This window comes from Bacillus cereus (assembly GCF_007678085.1).
GTDB classification, from domain to species: domain Bacteria; phylum Bacillota; class Bacilli; order Bacillales; family Bacillaceae_G; genus Bacillus_A; species Bacillus_A cereus_BE.
Genome location: NZ_VEDW01000005.1, coordinates 194,760 through 212,672 on the forward strand (window position 1 = coordinate 194,760; position 17,913 = coordinate 212,672).

The following is a 17,913-nucleotide window of genomic DNA, read 5'->3' on the forward strand; positions in this document are numbered from 1 at the left end:
GTCTGTTCCTTATGTATGTTAAAATACTTTGGGCACTTGGAAATAGGGTTTCACATATATGTGGATAAGGCGCATTTTTCTTAGAAAAAATATAAGAGAAATGCGCCTTTCGTATATTCACATTTCTTTTGTTCTATTCTTATGTACGTTATGATAAAAAGTAGGAAAAAGAAGAAAAGGGGTGGGTTTGGATGAAACGAGTGTTATTTATTTGCACTGGAAATACATGCCGTAGCCCGATGGCTGAGGCGTTACTTCGTCATCATGGGGAAGATAATTTTGAAGTGCAATCTGCTGGTGTTTTCGCCTATCCTGGAAGTGATGCATCGATATATGCAAAGGAAGCTTTAGCTGAAAAGGGAATTGCAATCGATCATGCTTCGCAGCAGGTAAACGAAACTTTGATTGATTGGGCAGATATTGTAGTAACAATGACGGAAAACCATAAGCAAATTGTCCTTGGGCATTACCCGAGTGTTGAAGAGAAAGTAGATACGTTATATGGAGTAACCAAGGGGATAAGTAAGGATATTTCAGATCCATTTGGCGGATCACTTTCTATTTATAAAGAAACGTTAGAAGAGATGGAAAAACTTGTACAAACTTTACTGAAAAAACATTCAGAAGGTTGATGTTTCGTGTATAATACGATATTGGAGATCACTTCGTTCCATTATGGTGGCGAGTGAGAAATGAAGATAATTGATTGAAACTTTGGAGGGGTAAAAATGAAAGTAGTAGTAGCATCTGATCACGGCGGTATGAATATCCGTAAAGAACTTGTAAGTTTATTAGAAGAATTAAATATTGAATATATTGATTTAGGTTGTGAATGTGAAGCTGGTTCTGTTGATTACCCTGATTTTGCGTTTCCAGCAGCGGAAATGGTAGCGAATGGTGAAGTGGATCGTGGTATTTTAGTTTGTGGGACAGGCATCGGTATGTCAATTGCTGCAAACAAAGTAAATGGTATTCGTTGTGCGTTAGTTCATGATACTTTCAGTGCGAAAGCAACGAGAGAGCATAATGATACGAATATGTTAGCGATGGGCGAGCGTGTAATTGGTGCGGGTCTAGCACGTGACATCGCAAAAATTTGGTTAACAACTGACTATGAAGGTGGTCGTCACGAAAACCGCGTAGGAAAAATTAAAACATACGAAACAAAGTAATAGATTCTAACTAGAAGCAGTATGAAATATAATTTGGTGAACCAACCTGTGAAAGGAAGAGGCGTAATGACAGAAATCGTAAAGGTAAGAGAACAGTTACAAATGTCGCTTTCTGATTTCCAAGAACAAGCTTCATTACAAAGTAGTCAAATTTTTGTAGTGGGGTGTAGCACGAGCGAAGTGCTAGGAGAAAGAATTGGAACATCAGGAACGATGGAAGTAGCAGAGGCGATTTTTTCTGAGTTAAAACAATTTCAAGAGCAAACAGGTATTGAGTTGGCGTTTCAATGTTGTGAGCATTTAAACCGTGCTTTAGTAGTTGAGAGAGAGTTGGCGATGAAATATCAATTTGAAATTGTAACAGTTACGCCTGTTAGATCAGCAGGTGGTGCATTAGCAACATATGCTTATCACAATTTGAAAGATCCGGTAGTAATTGAGTTTATTAAAGCAGATGCAGGAATGGATATTGGTGATACATTTATCGGTATGCATTTAAAACATGTAGCTGTTCCGGTTCGTACAGGTGTGAAGGAAATTGGAAGTGCGCATGTAACGATGGCAACAACACGTGGAAAACTAATTGGTGGAGCACGTGCTGTTTATGCGGCGAAGGAAGAGACTATCTCTTGCCGTTGAAGTTTCATTGTATCCTACGAATAAGGTATGTTGTCTGACTTTATCATAGAAGAAAGAAAAGACCGATTTTTGGTCTTTTTTTTCTTTTATGATATAGAAAGTCATGTTAGAATGTAGTTGAAAACATGAAGGTTCGAAAGAATTACAACCTGAATTTTCGTTTTTTCTGAATAAATGAGAAAAAACTATTGGGAATCGATGTAATTCGTTCAGAAAAGGGGGATTTTGGTGGATCATTTAAAACGTCAAGATGAAAAGGTATTTGCTGCAATTGAGGCAGAACTAGGAAGACAGCGTTCAAAGATTGAGTTAATTGCTTCGGAAAACTTCGTAAGTGAAGCAGTAATGGAGGCGCAAGGTTCTGTTTTAACGAATAAGTATGCTGAAGGATATCCTGGAAAACGTTACTATGGTGGCTGTGAGCACGTAGACGTAGTAGAAGATATCGCACGTGATCGCGCGAAAGAAATTTTTGGTGCAGAGCATGTAAATGTTCAACCGCATTCTGGTGCACAAGCGAACATGGCAGTATACTTCACGATTTTAGAGCAAGGCGATACAGTACTTGGTATGAATTTATCCCATGGTGGTCACTTAACACACGGAAGCCCTGTTAACTTCAGTGGAGTACAATATAATTTCGTAGAATATGGCGTGGATGCTGAATCTCACCGTATTAATTACGATGATGTATTAGCAAAAGCGAAAGAACATAAACCAAAATTAATCGTTGCAGGTGCAAGTGCATACCCTCGTGTTATCGATTTCAAACGATTCCGTGAGATTGCAGATGAAGTGGGTGCATACTTTATGGTTGATATGGCACATATCGCTGGTTTAGTAGCTGCTGGTTTACATCCAAACCCAGTACCACATGCACATTTCGTTACAACGACAACACATAAAACATTACGTGGCCCACGTGGTGGTATGATTTTATGTGAAGAACAATTTGCAAAACAAATTGATAAATCAATCTTCCCTGGTATTCAAGGTGGTCCACTTATGCACGTAATCGCTGCAAAAGCTGTTGCATTTGGAGAGACACTACAAGATGAGTTTAAAACATATGCACAAAATATCATTAATAATGCGAACCGCCTAGCTGAAGGTCTTCAAAAAGAAGGACTTACACTTGTTTCTGGCGGAACAGACAATCACTTAATCCTGATTGATGTTCGTAACTTAGAAATCACAGGTAAAGTAGCGGAGCACGTATTAGATGAAGTTGGTATTACAGTGAACAAAAATACAATTCCATTTGAAACAGCAAGCCCATTTGTAACAAGCGGTGTACGTATCGGTACGGCAGCTGTAACATCTCGTGGTTTCGGTTTAGAAGAAATGGATGAAATTGCGTCACTTATTGCTTACACATTAAAAAATCATGAAAATGAAGCTGCATTAGAAGAAGCACGTAAGCGTGTAGAAGCGTTAACGAGCAAATTCCCAATGTACACAGATCTATAATAGATGAAAGAAGACTGCTGAGACGTAATTGTTTTGGCAGTTTTTTTTTGGACATATATTGTTCTTTAAGTATGTATACAAATGATGAATAAATTTTGGCGATATAATGAAGGATACAGCTCCCATAATTGGTAAAGATACTAGATAGATTCATCGTAAATCATGATTTTGCCAAATTTGCCCTTGAATATTAGTAGCGTTTTCTTTACAATCGTAAATAGTGTAAAAAAGCGTGCAAACGCATGAATATCATCTAAAGGAGAGATTCACATGGGAAAACTGTATGTATTTGATCACCCGTTAATTCAACATAAGATTACATATATTCGCGATAAGAATACAGGTACGAAAGATTTTCGTGAATTAGTGGACGAAGTAGCAAGCTTAATGGCTTTTGAAATTACGCGCGATCTTCCACTTAAAGACATTGAAATTGAAACGCCTGTAAGCAAAGCGACAACAAAAGTGATCGCTGGTAAAAAACTTGGTTTAATTCCGATTTTACGTGCAGGTTTAGGAATGGTTGATGGAATTCTGAAATTAATTCCAGCAGCAAAAGTAGGACACGTTGGTTTATACCGCGATCCTAAAACATTGCAACCGGTAGAATACTATGTGAAACTTCCAACGGATGTAGAAGAGCGTGACTTTATCGTACTAGATCCGATGCTAGCAACAGGTGGTTCTGCAGCTGAAGCAATTAACTCTCTGAAAAAGCGCGGTGCAAAACAAATTAAATTAATGTGTATCGTTGCAGCTCCAGAAGGAGTAAAAGTAGTACAAGAAGAACATCCTGATGTTGATATTTATGTAGCAGCATTAGATGAGAAATTAAATGAACACGGATATGTAGTACCAGGTCTTGGTGATGCTGGTGACCGTTTATTCGGAACGAAGTAAGACAACTGACGAGAGGGGGTTCCCCTCTCGTTTTTTTGTACCTTGATGAGGTAGGGGAGGGGGGATAAATATACATAGTATATACAACATAAGTTGCATACACATCACATATAATATAGAAGTCTTACGTCTAAAGAGCACTATATTATGGAAGGAAAGCGTTATATCTTAAAAATATAATAGTGACAAACTTGTGAACATTTCCTTCTATTATAAAGAGGAAATTGTTAGAAATTGCATATCTCTAACCAGTATTTAGAAGGGGAACGTTTTCATTTTTGGGAGGAAATGACTAATACTCAAATTTTTTGATTTTTTACGATTTCTCGTTGACACTGTTAATACCCTATTGTATGCTAACAACGGGGATAGATGGTAGGGCTTTCAGTGACAAAAATACATCTATTCAGTGACGAAAATGTAAACTTTTTATTTTGTATAGGATTTATGCAAAAAAATGAGTTATTATTAACACATCGTGAATGAGGGTTACATATTGGAGGGATGAATCCTTGCAAAAAAACGATCGCAGCCATATAAAAGCTTATGCTTTAATGTCAGGTATTCTTGCTCAGTTAGTCGGTTCTATTCTTATTGGAATCTTTGGTGGGCAGTGGATTGATAATAAGGTTGGAACGTTTCCGTTGTTTCTTATTATAGGGTTATTACTCGGATTAGGAACTGGGATATACGCAATGATTCGACTCATTCGACATTACTATTCGGGAGAGCAATGATGATAGACGTACATGGACTTGTCCAAAGACAAAAGAAATATATGTACTACTTGCTTGCGCTTCTAGTGCTAGGATGGGGATTCACCTCTTACAAGGATGTATTTCTTGGACTGATTATCGGAACGATTTTCAGTTTTCTTAGTTTGCGCATCATTGCACGTAGAACAGACAAGCTGTTGGATCGCGTAACAAATGGAGAAAACGTGAAGTTTAAGGCGACGGCGGTAAGTACATATTCAAGATTCGCCACGATTGGGTTATTAATTTTATTTGCAGCCAAATATCAAGAGTTAATTGCGATGTGGGGCCTAGGTGTAGGATTGCTGACAGGATACCTTGTCATGATCATAGATTTTCTTTATTTAGAGTATAAGAGCAGGGAAGAGAGGTGAATTACTAGTGGAACACGGTAGATTAGTTGAATTTCTAGGTTTAACGTTCGATTTGTCATCAGTTATGATGGTTACTGTAGCAGCAGTTATTGTTTTCTTAATCGCTGTTATCGGAACTCGCAGCTTAGCTCTGCGCCCAACAGGAATGCAAAATTTCATGGAATGGGTGTTTGACTTCGTGAAAGGGATTATCAATAGTACGATGGACTGGAAAACAGGTGGACGTTTCTTAACGCTTGGCGTTACGCTTATCATGTTTATCATCGTATCGAACTTCCTTGGTTTACCATTCATGTATTCAACAGTTGAGGCTGGCGAACATATTGCATGGTGGAGATCACCAACGTCTGATCCAGCAGTTACATTAACATTAGCCGTGATGGTAGTTACCCTCACCCATTATTATGGAATTAAGATGAAGGGTACGAAAGAATACGTTAAAGGTTATTTCCAACCGATGAAATTCTTATTCCCATTAAAGGTTATTGAGGAGTTTGCTAACACATTAACGTTAGGTCTTCGTTTATTCGGTAACATTTATGCAGGTGAGATCTTATTAGGATTACTTGCTAAGTTAGGCGGGGCATCATTCCTTGGAGCATTAGGTGCGCTTGTACCGATGTTAGCATGGATGGGATTCAGTGTATTCGTTGGATCAATCCAGTCATTTATTTTCGTTATGTTAACGATGGTTTATATGGCTCATAAAGTAAGCCATGACCATTAATATAATTTAAGTAAGAAAAAATTTATTTTTTTATAATACAAAGGAGGACAAATTAAATGAGTTTAGGTGTAATCGCAGCTGCAATTGCAATTGGTTTATCAGCATTAGGTGCAGGTATTGGTAACGGTCTTATCGTATCACGTACAATCGAAGGTGTTGCTCGTCAACCAGAATTAAAAGGCGCACTTCAAACAATTATGTTCATCGGGGTTGCTTTAGTTGAGGCACTTCCAATCATCGGTGTAGTTATTGCATTCATCGTAATGAACAAATAAGGGAGACTCCCCTTACATAGATGGCGAAGAGTGTTTTTCCGAACTTTCTTCGCCATTGCTTTATGGATGAAACGTATGTCTTTTTTTTTCATATGATCAATTTAGATATTTTGAAGGGAGTGAATCCTTGTGCCAACTTTATTATTAGGGGCTGCCATTCCATTTGGAACGATTGCTTATACATTGTTCATTTTCTTACTTCTATTAGTAATGCTACGCAAATTCGCGTGGGGTCCTTTAATGGGAATTATGAAAGAACGTGAAGAGCATGTTACTAATGAAATCGACGCTGCAGAAAGAAGTAACGCTGAAGCGAAGAAATTAGTAGAAGAACAACGTGAAATGTTAAAACAATCGCGTGTTGAAGCACAAGAGTTAATCGAAAGAGCGAAAAAACAAGCTGTAGATCAAAAAGATGTTATTGTTGCTGCTGCGAAAGAAGAAGCAGAATCAATTAAAGCATCTGCTGTACAAGAAATTCAACGCGAAAAAGAGCAAGCGATTGCTGCTTTACAAGAACAAGTCGCTTCTTTATCTGTTCAAATTGCTTCTAAAGTAATTGAAAAAGAGTTAAAAGAAGAAGATCAAGTTAAGTTAATTCGCGATTATATTAAAGAAGTAGGAGAAGCGCGATGAGCAATGGGATTGTAGCAAAACGTTATGCTGTCGCTCTTTTTAAAATTGCTAAAGAAAAACACGTATTAGAAATGTTTGAAGAGGAATTACGCCTTGTACAAAACGTTTATGTAAAGAACGGAGAACTACATAGCTTTTTAACGCAACCGAACATTTCAAAGGAACAAAAGAAAACGTTTCTTGCAAACGTATTCGGGTCTGTTTCTGAATCTATTTTAAATACGTTATATATTTTAATTGATAACAAACGCATTGATATCTTACCTGAAATTGCAGATGAATACGTTGTTCTTGCTAATGAAGAACGTAACGTAGCGGATGCAACTGTATATTCTACTCGTCTTCTATCAGAAGAAGAGAAGCTTAACATTGCAGAAGCATTTGCAAAGAGAACAGGAAAAGATGCAATTCGCGTAAAAAATGTTGTAGATGAAGATTTACTAGGCGGCATTAAAGTACGTATTGGAAATCGCATTTATGATGGAAGTTTACAAGGAAAATTAGCACGTATTCAGCGTGAATTAATGAAGAATAGATAGGGGTGAAGCACATGAGCATCAGAGCTGAAGAAATTAGCGCACTGATAAAGCAACAAATCGAGAACTATCAGTCTGAAATCGAAGTTAGTGATGTTGGTACAGTTATCCAAGTTGGTGACGGTATTGCGCGTGCTCATGGTCTTGATAACGTTATGGCTGGTGAACTTGTAGAGTTCTCTAACGGCGTTATGGGACTAGCACAAAACTTAGAGGAAAACAACGTAGGTATCATTATTTTAGGACCTTACACAGAAATCCGTGAAGGTGACGAAGTTCGTCGTACTGGTCGCATCATGCAAGTACCAGTAGGAAAAGAACTAATCGGTCGTGTTGTAAACCCATTAGGTCAACCAGTTGATGGTTTAGGCCCAATCAATACAACAAACACTCGTCCAATCGAAAGTCCAGCACCAGGTGTAATGGATCGTAAATCTGTTCATGAGCCACTTCAAACAGGTATTAAAGCGATCGATGCTCTTGTACCAATTGGCCGTGGTCAACGTGAGTTAATCATCGGTGACCGTCAAACAGGTAAAACAGCAGTTGCACTTGATACAATCATTAACCAAAAAGATGAAGATATGATTTGTATCTACGTAGCGATCGGACAAAAAGAATCAACTGTACGTAACGTAGTAGAAACACTACGTAAGCACGGTGCATTAGAGTACACAATCGTTGTAACTGCATCAGCTTCTCAACCAGCTCCATTATTATACTTAGCTCCTTACGCTGGTGTAACAATGGGTGAAGAGTTCATGTACAATGGTAAACACGTATTAGTAGTATATGATGACTTATCAAAACAAGCAGCGGCTTACCGTGAGCTGTCATTACTATTACGTCGTCCTCCAGGTCGTGAAGCATATCCAGGGGATGTATTCTACTTACATTCTCGCCTATTAGAGCGTGCAGCAAAATTAAGTGATGCAAGAGGCGGCGGTTCTTTAACTGCACTACCTTTCATCGAAACACAAGCAGGGGACGTATCGGCTTACATCCCAACAAACGTAATTTCTATTACGGATGGACAAATCTTCTTACAATCTGACCTATTCTTCTCTGGCGTACGTCCAGCAATCGATGCGGGTACTTCTGTATCTCGTGTAGGTGGATCTGCTCAGATTAAAGCAATGAGTAAAGTATCAGGTACACTTCGTCTTGACCTTGCATCTTACCGTGAGTTAGAAGCGTTCGCTCAGTTCGGTTCTGACCTTGATAAAGCAACTCAAGCGAAACTAAACCGTGGTGCTCGTACTGTTGAGGTATTAAAACAAGGATTACACAAACCGTTACGTGTAGAGAAACAAGTTATCATTCTTTACGCTTTAACACGTGGATTCCTAGATGATATCCCAGTAGCAGATATCACTCGTTTCGAAGAAGAATTACATGCTTGGTTAGATTCTAATGCGACTGACTTATTAGAAGAAATCCGCACAACTAAGAAACTTGCGGATGACGACAAATTTGCAGCAGCTATTAATGGATTTAAAAAAGTATTCGTAGCTTCTGAGTAATAAATAAAAGCTCCAGCGGCTCGTACAAGCCGCCGGAGCTAGATAATATATAAAGCATCTCAGGCTTTGAGATTGCTGACGGTTATGTAAAGGAAAAGAGTAGGTGCACCTATTCTTTTCCTTCAATCATGAGCAAGAATATCTTGCAACGTAGATTAGAAAGAGAATTCTTACTAATCGTGCCAACTTCCGGAAAAAAGGTGGTGAAAACCTGTGGCATCTTTACGCGATATAAAAGCGAAGATTAACTCGACAAAGAAAACGAGTCAAATTACGAAAGCGATGGAGATGGTATCTGCATCTAAGTTAAACCGTGCAGAGCAAAATGCTAAATCTTTCGTTCCGTATATGGAAAAGATTCAAGAAGTAGTAGCGAGCATTGCGCAAGGAAGTAAAGGAATTAATCATCCGATGCTAAATGCGCGTCCTGTAAAGCGTACAGGATACATCGTTATTACATCTGATCGCGGACTAGCAGGTGGTTATAACAGTAACGTATTACGTACAGTGAGTAACGTAATTCGTGAACGTCATAATATGGACTCAAACCAATATTCAATTATTGTGCTTGGCCGACTAGGACGTGATTATTTAAAACGTCGCGGCTTTAACATCATTGATGAAGTAGTTGGATTATCTGACCACCCATCATTTACTGATATTAAAGACCTTGCTTCTCGAGCAATTGCGATGTTCGCAGATGGTGCTTATGATGAGCTGTATATTTACTACAACCATTACGTAAGTAAAATTTCACAAGAAGTAACGGAAAATAAAATTTTACCGCTTACTGATGTGGCGTCTGATAAACCGACGACAGCTTATGAGTTCGAACCTTCTGAAGAAGAAATTTTAAAAGTACTATTGCCACAATATGCAGAAAGCTTAGTGTACGGTGCATTACTAGACGGTAAAGCAAGTGAACACGCAGCGCGTATGACAGCAATGAAGAGTGCTACAGACAATGCAATGGAAGTTATCGATTCACTTACACTTTCATTCAACCGTGCGCGTCAGGCAGCGATTACGCAAGAAATTACGGAAATCGTTGGTGGAGCAGCAGCGTTAGAGTAGTATTAAAAAGTGTAGGCGGTTCGTTTAGAACAGGAGGGCATTGGAGCTCCTGACAAAGAGGCGCTTTTTGCCTCGTAGGAAGGCGCGAAAGGAACGACTGTTCTAGCCGCTGGAACTAGATTCAATAAAAAGCTTAGCGACTCTTTCAAAAGAGTCGCGTAAGCTATAAACCAATAAAAAAATTAAAAGCTAACTGCTCGTAGCAAGTTGGCTAATTAAAAGAAAGCTAGGAGGGAACCCGATGAATAAAGGGCGCGTTACGCAAATCATGGGTCCGGTTGTAGACGTTAAGTTTGATGGCGGAAAGCTACCAGAAATCTACAACGCCCTTACGGTAAAACAAAGCAACGAAAACGGAACAAGCATTAACTTAACATTTGAAGTTGCACTTCATTTAGGTGATGATACAGTTCGTACAGTTGCAATGTCTTCCACAGACGGACTTGTTCGTGGTACAGAAGTAGAAGATACTGGTAAAGCAATCTCTGTACCAGTTGGTGATGCAACACTTGGTCGCGTATTTAACGTATTAGGTGATGCAATTGACTTAGATGGTGAGGTTCCTGCCGATGTACGTCGTGATCCAATTCACCGTCAAGCACCTGCATTCGAAGAATTATCTACTAAAGTAGAAATTCTTGAAACTGGTATTAAAGTAGTAGACTTACTTGCTCCTTACATTAAGGGTGGTAAGATCGGTCTATTCGGTGGTGCCGGTGTAGGTAAAACTGTATTAATTCAGGAATTAATTAATAACATCGCACAAGAACACGGTGGTATCTCTGTATTCGCTGGTGTAGGTGAGCGTACTCGTGAGGGTAACGATTTATACCACGAAATGAGCGATTCTGGCGTAATTAAGAAAACTGCGATGGTATTCGGACAAATGAACGAGCCACCTGGAGCACGTCAACGTGTTGCATTAACAGGTTTAACAATGGCTGAGCATTTCCGTGATGAGCAAGGACAAGACGTACTTCTGTTCATCGATAATATCTTCCGTTTCACGCAAGCAGGTTCTGAAGTATCTGCCCTTCTTGGTCGTATGCCATCTGCGGTAGGTTACCAACCAACACTTGCAACAGAAATGGGTCAATTACAAGAGCGTATTACATCTACAAATAAAGGATCTATCACGTCTATCCAAGCGGTATATGTACCAGCCGATGACTATACGGATCCAGCACCAGCTACAACGTTCGCTCACTTAGATGCAACAACAAACTTAGAGCGTCGTTTAACACAAATGGGTATTTACCCAGCCGTAGATCCATTAGCATCTACATCTCGTGCACTTTCTCCAGAAATCGTAGGAGAAGAGCATTATGAAGTAGCTCGTCAAGTACAGCAAACTTTACAGCGTTATAAAGAGCTTCAAGATATCATCGCTATCTTAGGTATGGATGAGTTATCTGAAGAAGATAAGTTAGTTGTACATCGTGCTCGTCGTATTCAATTCTTCTTATCTCAAAACTTCCACGTAGCTGAGCAGTTTACAGGTCAAAAAGGTTCTTACGTACCTGTAAAAAATACAGTTAGCGGATTTAAAGAAATTCTAGAAGGAAAATATGATGACCTTCCGGAAGATGCATTCCGTCTTGTAGGTGGCATTGAAGAAGTTATTGAAAACGCGAAGAAAATGATGGCGTAAGGCCTTAGGAGGGACGAATTATGAAGACATTTCCAGTCAGTATTGTAACTCCTGATGGACCGGTTTACGAAAAAGAAGTAGAAATGGTAAGCGTAAAAGCAGAGAGTGGAGAAATGGGGATCTTACCAGGTCACATTCCAACTGTTGCACCATTAAAAATTAGTGCAGTTCGTCTGAAACATGGTGGACACACTGATTATGTAGCAGTAAGCGGTGGCTTTATCGAAGTTCGTCCAGATAAAGTAACTGTATTATCATCATCTGCTGAAGAAGCAAACCATATCGATATCCATCGTGCAAATGAATCGAAGCGTCGCGCTGAGCAACGTATGCAAGATAAACAAGCACATGTTGACTTTAAACGTGCAGAAATGGCATTACAACGTGCTGTGAACCGTTTAAACGTTTCCAATATGAAATAAAAAATCCGTAAAGGCTTTGCCTTTACGGATTTTTTTGTGTAGTTCATGGATAATTTTACAAAAATGGTATAATTATATTGATGCTTGTATAAGTAGAGAATGTACAACAATTTATAAAGGGGATGAATAAATGATCGGTGAAATGAAACGAGAAGCGTTGCACTCTTTAAAAGGAAATTGGGGACTAGGTGTTGGATCAACGATTTTATATTTTATTTTAAGTTATGTTGTTTCAATGGCTGCAATGCTTATAATGTTAATTCCAGGAATTATTATATTTTTCTTAGTTGTTAGCGTAACTGGGTCAATTGAAGAGGAAACGATGTCAATCGGAGCAGGTATTACATTTGGTATTTTTTATTGCATTATAATAATTTTGAGTAACGCATCGTATGGAATTACATCATACGGTTATACAAATGTATTTTTACAGATCAGTAAACGAGAAGGTGCCAAAGTAGATTACTTATTCGAAGGATTTCGTGGCTTTAAAAGAATGATGAAAACGATGTGGGCAATGCTTGCGATTTTGTTATATACAGGTACATGGATTCCAATGCTGCTAGTAGCATTGTTTGCATTTTTTGGTGAAGAAGGAAATACGTCTTTTGCTATTGCTTTCTTTGTACTATTAGCTATTTCAATTATTGGTATGATTGTGATGTACTTTTCTTATGCGATGACGTACTACGTTATGATTGAAAATCCAGAATATAGTGTGTCACAGGCAATGAAAGAAAGTAAGCGTCTTATGAAGGGGCACAAATTAGATTTATTTTTGCTGTGGCTGAGTTTTATAGGTTGGGCAATTTTAGCGATTCTTACACTCGGAATAGGATTTCTTTGGCTTAGCCCGTATATGAGTACAACGACAGCGCATTTTTATCGCCATCTTTCAAAAGATGAATTGTAGTAGGAACATGCTATACTAATAGAGTTATTACGTATAGGAGGAAAAATATGATTAGTGATTTAAAAGGAGAAGCGCTAGATTCATTAGAAGGGAAATGGGGATTAGCTGTCGGGGCAACACTACTGATTTCGATTCTTATTTCAGCTTTTAGTTTTAGTATTAATTTCATTTTCTCTCAGGTTTGGGATTGGAAAGAAGTAAATAGCTCAATTTCAGTAGATGTTATTTCAATATTGATGGTAGGTCCATTGACGTTAGGTGGCTATTATTTAGCGCTGCATTTCATTCGTGAAAAAGAGGCACGTATTGGACATATATTTAGATGGTTTACAGAAGGAAGTAAGTTTATAAAGTCATTTTTATTATATATCGTAGTGAACATTTATATTTTCTTATGGTTTTTACTATTTATTATTCCAGGCATTATTAAATCATTTTCTTATGCGATGACGTACTTTATAATAAATGATCATCCTGAGTATTCCATAAATCAAGCTATTACAGAAAGCCGTCGTATGATGGATGGACATAAGATGGAGTATTTCATTTTATGTTTAAGCTTTATTGGTTGGTTTATATTAAGTTGTATTACGTTAGGGATTGGATTCCTATGGTTAATTCCATATTTTTATACGACGTCAGCAGCCTTTTATGAAGAAATTGCAGAGGAGTATTACGAGAAAACAATTCCGACACTATAAAAACACCCAGTATGAGCTATTGGTTCATACTGGGTGTTTTTTGTAGAAATTTTATAAATTGATGACTCGTAAGTGGTTTACTGAAATAGTAACCTTGCATATATTTACAGTTGTTCTTTTGTAGAAACTTAAGTTGTTTTTCTGTTTCAATTCCTTCAGCAACGACAGAAAGGTTTAAAGTATTTGCAAGGGAAAGGATAGTGGAAACGATGGCTCTTTCCTCAGGCCGATGATCGGCAAGTTGTGTAAATTCTCTCGGTACTTTTAATGTATCGATAGGGAAAATGGATAAATAAGCGAGAGAAGAATAGCCGGTACCGAAGTCATCAATGGATATTTGAATACCATATTCCTTTAATTGTTTTAGCCTTGATAACGTTTCTTTTTCATCAATCATTGCAATTCGTTCTGTTAACTCAAGTATTACATGCTTTGGATTGACGTTAATGTCTGTTATTATTTGTGAAATGTTCTTGATTAAATTCTCTTGCTGGAACTCTTTTGCGGATAAGTTCACACTTATTTTTAAATCTGTGTAGCCGAAAGTATGCCATATTTTTAACTGGCGACAAGATTCTTTTAATACCCAATGACCGAGTGGAACGACTTGTGGCGTCTCTTCTACAATTGGAATGAATTCACATGGCGGAATGTCACCTAGGAGTGGGTGTTTCCAGCGTATTAATGCTTCAGCGCCAATAACCCTTTTCGTCGTAATATCAATTTGTGGTTGATAGACGAGATAAAACTCTTCGTTTACTAAAGCGAGTGGTAAATCTTTTTCAATTCGAGCTTTTCGTTCCATTTTTTTATACAATTCTTTCGTGTACAGAGAGCTACCGTTTTTCCCTTTATTTTTTGCTTCGTACATAGCCATATCAGCATGCTGTAAAATGGACAATGGATCTTCACCTGCTTCAGGATATATTGCAATCCCGATGCTCGGTGAGATTTGTAAATGTTGATTTTCAATTTCGAATGGTTCGTTCATAGCTGCTACAATTGTATCGGCTATTTTTTTTACATCTGGTCTTTTTTTATAATTTTCGATAAGGATTGTGAACTCATCCCCGGCTAGCCGGGCAAGCTTCATATTTGGTGTCGATAGTCTTTCGAGTCTTTTTGCTACTGCAATTAATAGAAGGTCTCCTACCCTATGACCGAGGGTATCATTAATAACCTTAAAGCGGTCTAAATCGAGAAACATAACAGCAAAAGGCTTTTTTGATATTTCGGATCGAGCAATCGCTTGTTCTACATATTGATGAAAGGCACGGCGATTTGCAAGCTCTGTTAACGTATCATGATAGGCTAGAAAATTAATTTGTTCTTGTTGTTGTTTGCTTTCTGTAATATCTTTAATCATTAAATAAACCCCAGAAATATGATTTTTTAAAAAGATAGGAACAGCTGTAACATGCAAGTAGTAAATATCTCTATTTTTATGATATGCCCGTATTTCTAAAGAAATAGATTTCCCCTTTTTTACAAGGTGAAAGGCATTAATGATTTCTTCCAAATCTTCTTCATACGTAAGTGAATAGTATGGTTGTTTTAACAATTCATTCGTTTGATAACCGAGTAAAGTAGTACCGGCGTTGTTCACATTGAGGAAATTACCGTACAAATCTAAAGTGAAGATTGGATCTGGATGGTGCTCGTATAAAGATTTAAACATTTGTTGGTTATGGTATAGTTCATTTTTTTGTTCTACTAAATCTTCTGTACGTAGTTCAATTTGTTTTTCAAGTTCTAAGTTGAATTGCATTTGAGCTAGTAATAATATTTTATTTTGTTTTCGAACTAAACTATGGCGAATGAGAACGAAGGAGAAAGTTATCATAAGCCCGATTACTACAATAGGTGCAAAAACGTATTCAACTAATATAAAAACAATAAGCATGACTACAGAAATATAAGGTAATGACAATCTGATGGATTCCCCAAGTTTAGGTGTTAATAGTACTTGCTCTTGTTTCTCTGGTTCTTTTGTATGCAGAATACAGGCGATTGCTACTAGTACTAAAGTTGCTTGATAGAGAGGAGTAACTGTAAACATAGAATACTCTGGTGTGAAGTATTTGATATAAGCATAAATCGCGTCTGTAGTAGCATATAAAATTAAAGCACTGCCAAGAAGCGCACCAACTTTTTTTGATAATAAGGATAATGGTCTGAATAATAGATTGATTCCTATGAGGAAAAAGAGCAAATCGGCCATTGGATAGGTCAGTTGAACAAATATGTCGATATAGGATGTTGAAGAAACGTGAATGGTGCGTTCAATAAGTAAGTAGTAACTCAAAGTGAATTGTGCTGTAACAATAATACAAATATCGCATATCATAAAAAGCTTTTCTAATAAATTGCGGTTATATATGATTTCATATAGAAAGGCAAATGCAAAGCTAATTAAAAAAAGTAGATAAAAAAAATCGGACGCATCAACGAATGTATAGTAGTCCTTTAAAATTAAACGTTGATAGGCAACAACGATATCACCAATGAAATAAGAGAGAGTTCCAACAGATAAAATGGTCCAAAATAAACGAGGTAACCCTTCTTTCCTATTTGAAAAATAAAGTATATAACTACAAGCGATAATATCAATGAATAAGGTACTCATTCCAATTAAAATTTGAAAAGGAAATGAGTATTCATATAGAAAAGGCATTGCCACGTAATGAATCGCTATAGACAACAATGTAATGCTTATAAGAATACTTACATGTGTTTGTTTTTTCATTTATCTCACCCACGGTATATACATATAAATTCCTCTTTTTATTTTTTATTGTTTCTTAAAAAATATATATAATTTCTATACTTATTTTGCACAGGTATAGCCAGTTATAAAAATAGATTTTAATAATTCTCGTTTCTGTCTCCAACATATCGACATAGGAATTTGAAGTTTGCTATAATGATTAAAATAGTTGCATTATTTAGAAAAATTTAAAAATAATAATTACTGCAACTAGGACATATTGTTTACTAAGTGAACTTGTTCTTAATTCAGGGGGGAGGGTTTCACAATGGCAAGTGTATATGAAAATAGTTATATGATCGTTTTGATTTTCTTGCTATTAGGCATATTGCTGCCGGTAGTGGCTCTTACATTAGGAAGGATGCTGCGCCCAAATAAACCAAGTGCAGCGAAAGCGACGACGTATGAGAGTGGGATTGAGCCTTTTCATGATGCAAATATTCGGTTTCATGCTCGTTATTATATTTTTGCTTTATTGTTTGTCATCTTTGATGTAGAAACATTATTTTTATATCCATGGGCTGTTGCATATGACAAGCTCGGTTTATTTGCACTGATTGAAATGCTCATCTTTGTTGTAATGTTGCTAGTTGGATTAGCGTATGCTTGGAAAAAGAAGGTGTTACAATGGTTATAAATTTTGAGGAATTACATCCAAATGAGCGAGCGGAATTAGAACGAAATATCTTTTTTTCTACTTTGGAGCAGTTGAAAGGATGGGCACGGAGCAATTCTTTATGGCCGATGACATTCGGACTAGCATGCTGTGCAATCGAAATGATGGGAGTAGGTTCATCACATTACGATTTAGATCGATTTGGGTCATTTTTTCGGACATCACCAAGGCAATCGGACGTTATGATTGTGTCGGGAACGGTAACGAAGAAGATGGCCCCTATTGTTCGGCGTTTATATGATCAAATGCCTGAACCGAAATGGGTTATTGCAATGGGATCTTGTGCGACAGCAGGTGGTCCATATGTAAATTCATACGCTGTTGTGAAAGGTGTAGATCAAATTGTGCCAGTTGATGTGTATATTCCTGGTTGCCCACCAAATCCTGCCGCTTTAATTTATGGAATTAATAAATTGAAAGAAAAAATTCGTTACGAGGCAAAGACAGGAAAGCAGGTGACGAATAAATGAGTGATCTAAATAAAGACTTAGAGGATTTGAAAAGAGAAGCGGCTAGGCGTGCGAAAGAAGAGGCGAGAAAGCGTCTTGTTGCGAAACATGATGCGGAAATAAGTAAACTTGAGGAAGAAAATCGAGAAAAAGAGAAAGCGCTACCAAAAGGTAGTGAAATGACTTTGGAAGATGCAAAACGACGCGCTGCTGCGGCCGCAAAAGCAAAAGCGGCGGCATTAGCGAAGCAAAA

21 protein-coding genes and 1 pseudogene are annotated in these 17,913 nt (G+C 37.6%); 21 read left to right on the forward strand and 1 reads right to left on the reverse strand.

From position 1 onward, the window contains the following. The first annotated feature begins 191 nt into the window (after positions 1-191). The 18 genes from FS742_RS21335 to FS742_RS21420 all read left to right on the forward strand — a co-directional run bounded on the left by FS742_RS21335 (position 192) and on the right by FS742_RS21420 (position 13,768). Positions 192-632 carry a low molecular weight protein arginine phosphatase gene (locus FS742_RS21335; RefSeq protein WP_144614931.1) on the forward strand — a complete coding sequence of 147 codons (441 nt, stop codon included), beginning with the start codon at positions 192-194 and terminating at the stop codon, positions 630-632. Between the two features lie 96 nt (positions 633-728). Next, on the forward strand, positions 729-1,172 hold the full coding sequence (gene rpiB / locus FS742_RS21340; RefSeq protein ID WP_000869917.1) for a ribose 5-phosphate isomerase B: 444 nt from the start codon (positions 729-731) through the stop codon (positions 1,170-1,172). Positions 1,173-1,193: 21 nt separating this feature from the next. Beyond that, the gene (locus tag FS742_RS21345; protein WP_144614932.1) at positions 1,194-1,811 is read left to right on the forward strand and encodes a TIGR01440 family protein; all 618 of its coding nucleotides are present in this window, start codon (positions 1,194-1,196) and stop codon (positions 1,809-1,811) included. A gap of 228 nt (positions 1,812-2,039) precedes the next feature. After that, positions 2,040-3,281, forward strand: coding sequence for a serine hydroxymethyltransferase (glyA, locus tag FS742_RS21350; RefSeq protein ID WP_060632956.1), 1,242 nt, complete (start codon positions 2,040-2,042; stop codon positions 3,279-3,281). A 270-nt stretch (positions 3,282-3,551) separates the two neighbouring features. Further along, positions 3,552-4,181, forward strand: a complete 630-nt coding sequence (gene upp / locus FS742_RS21355; RefSeq protein ID WP_098431731.1) for a uracil phosphoribosyltransferase — start codon at positions 3,552-3,554, stop codon at positions 4,179-4,181. Between the two features lie 372 nt (positions 4,182-4,553). Then, complete coding sequence (locus FS742_RS21360; protein WP_071724806.1) at positions 4,554-4,667, forward strand: DUF4024 domain-containing protein; 114 nt, start codon at positions 4,554-4,556, stop codon at positions 4,665-4,667. 26 nt (positions 4,668-4,693) lie between these two features. Further along, a complete protein-coding gene (locus FS742_RS21365) occupies positions 4,694-4,918 on the forward strand; it encodes an AtpZ/AtpI family protein (protein ID WP_001171218.1) in 225 nt (74 codons plus the stop codon). Continuing rightward, entirely contained in the window at positions 4,918-5,310 is a 393-nt protein-coding gene (locus FS742_RS21370; protein ID WP_000567600.1) for an ATP synthase subunit I, read from the forward strand. The genes FS742_RS21365 and FS742_RS21370 overlap by 1 nt, the downstream gene beginning before the upstream one ends. A gap of 7 nt (positions 5,311-5,317) precedes the next feature. Continuing rightward, on the forward strand, positions 5,318-6,037 hold the full coding sequence (gene atpB, locus FS742_RS21375; protein ID WP_016085476.1) for a F0F1 ATP synthase subunit A: 720 nt from the start codon (positions 5,318-5,320) through the stop codon (positions 6,035-6,037). A 56-nt stretch (positions 6,038-6,093) separates the two neighbouring features. Further along, positions 6,094-6,312, forward strand: a complete 219-nt coding sequence (atpE, locus tag FS742_RS21380; RefSeq protein WP_000052064.1) for a F0F1 ATP synthase subunit C — start codon at positions 6,094-6,096, stop codon at positions 6,310-6,312. A 129-nt stretch (positions 6,313-6,441) separates the two neighbouring features. Then, positions 6,442-6,948 carry a F0F1 ATP synthase subunit B gene (gene atpF / locus FS742_RS21385; RefSeq protein ID WP_001142618.1) on the forward strand — a complete coding sequence of 169 codons (507 nt, stop codon included), beginning with the start codon at positions 6,442-6,444 and terminating at the stop codon, positions 6,946-6,948. Next, complete coding sequence (gene atpH / locus FS742_RS21390) at positions 6,945-7,487, forward strand: F0F1 ATP synthase subunit delta (protein ID WP_000064683.1); 543 nt, start codon at positions 6,945-6,947, stop codon at positions 7,485-7,487. The genes atpF and atpH overlap by 4 nt, the downstream gene beginning before the upstream one ends. Positions 7,488-7,498: 11 nt before the next feature. Beyond that, positions 7,499-9,007, forward strand: coding sequence for a F0F1 ATP synthase subunit alpha (gene atpA, locus FS742_RS21395; RefSeq protein WP_144614934.1), 1,509 nt, complete (start codon positions 7,499-7,501; stop codon positions 9,005-9,007). Positions 9,008-9,220: 213 nt separating this feature from the next. Beyond that, positions 9,221-10,081 (forward strand): F0F1 ATP synthase subunit gamma, encoded by an 861-nt coding sequence (gene atpG, locus FS742_RS21400; protein WP_000157696.1) that lies wholly within the window; start codon positions 9,221-9,223, stop codon positions 10,079-10,081. A 241-nt stretch (positions 10,082-10,322) separates the two neighbouring features. Beyond that, entirely contained in the window at positions 10,323-11,732 is a 1,410-nt protein-coding gene (atpD, locus tag FS742_RS21405) for a F0F1 ATP synthase subunit beta (protein WP_001032603.1), read from the forward strand. Between the two features lie 20 nt (positions 11,733-11,752). Further along, positions 11,753-12,154 (forward strand): F0F1 ATP synthase subunit epsilon, encoded by a 402-nt coding sequence (gene atpC / locus FS742_RS21410; protein WP_144614936.1) that lies wholly within the window; start codon positions 11,753-11,755, stop codon positions 12,152-12,154. A 130-nt stretch (positions 12,155-12,284) separates the two neighbouring features. After that, a complete protein-coding gene (locus tag FS742_RS21415) occupies positions 12,285-13,067 on the forward strand; it encodes a DUF975 family protein (RefSeq protein ID WP_144614938.1) in 783 nt (260 codons plus the stop codon). A gap of 47 nt (positions 13,068-13,114) precedes the next feature. After that, complete coding sequence (locus FS742_RS21420) at positions 13,115-13,768, forward strand: DUF975 family protein (RefSeq protein ID WP_144614940.1); 654 nt, start codon at positions 13,115-13,117, stop codon at positions 13,766-13,768. Positions 13,769-13,784: 16 nt separating this feature from the next. On the opposite strand, the gene FS742_RS21425 is transcribed toward FS742_RS21420, so the two are convergent. Beyond that, the gene (locus tag FS742_RS21425) at positions 13,785-16,514 is read right to left on the reverse strand and encodes an EAL domain-containing protein (protein ID WP_144614942.1); all 2,730 of its coding nucleotides are present in this window, start codon (positions 16,512-16,514) and stop codon (positions 13,785-13,787) included. Positions 16,515-16,803: 289 nt separating this feature from the next. Here FS742_RS21425 and nuoA point away from each other — a divergent pair, with 289 nt between their 5' ends. From nuoA to FS742_RS21440, 3 genes and pseudogenes are all read left to right on the forward strand, one after another. Next, the gene (gene nuoA, locus FS742_RS21430) at positions 16,804-17,172 is read left to right on the forward strand and encodes an NADH-quinone oxidoreductase subunit NuoA (protein ID WP_000179273.1); all 369 of its coding nucleotides are present in this window, start codon (positions 16,804-16,806) and stop codon (positions 17,170-17,172) included. After that, positions 17,163-17,681, forward strand: coding sequence for an NADH-quinone oxidoreductase subunit NuoB (gene nuoB / locus FS742_RS21435; protein ID WP_000236331.1), 519 nt, complete (start codon positions 17,163-17,165; stop codon positions 17,679-17,681). The genes nuoA and nuoB overlap by 10 nt, the downstream gene beginning before the upstream one ends. Next, positions 17,678-17,913 (forward strand): annotated as a pseudogene (locus tag FS742_RS21440) (NADH-quinone oxidoreductase subunit C); the annotation flags it as partial. The gene nuoB and the pseudogene FS742_RS21440, both read left to right, overlap by 4 nt.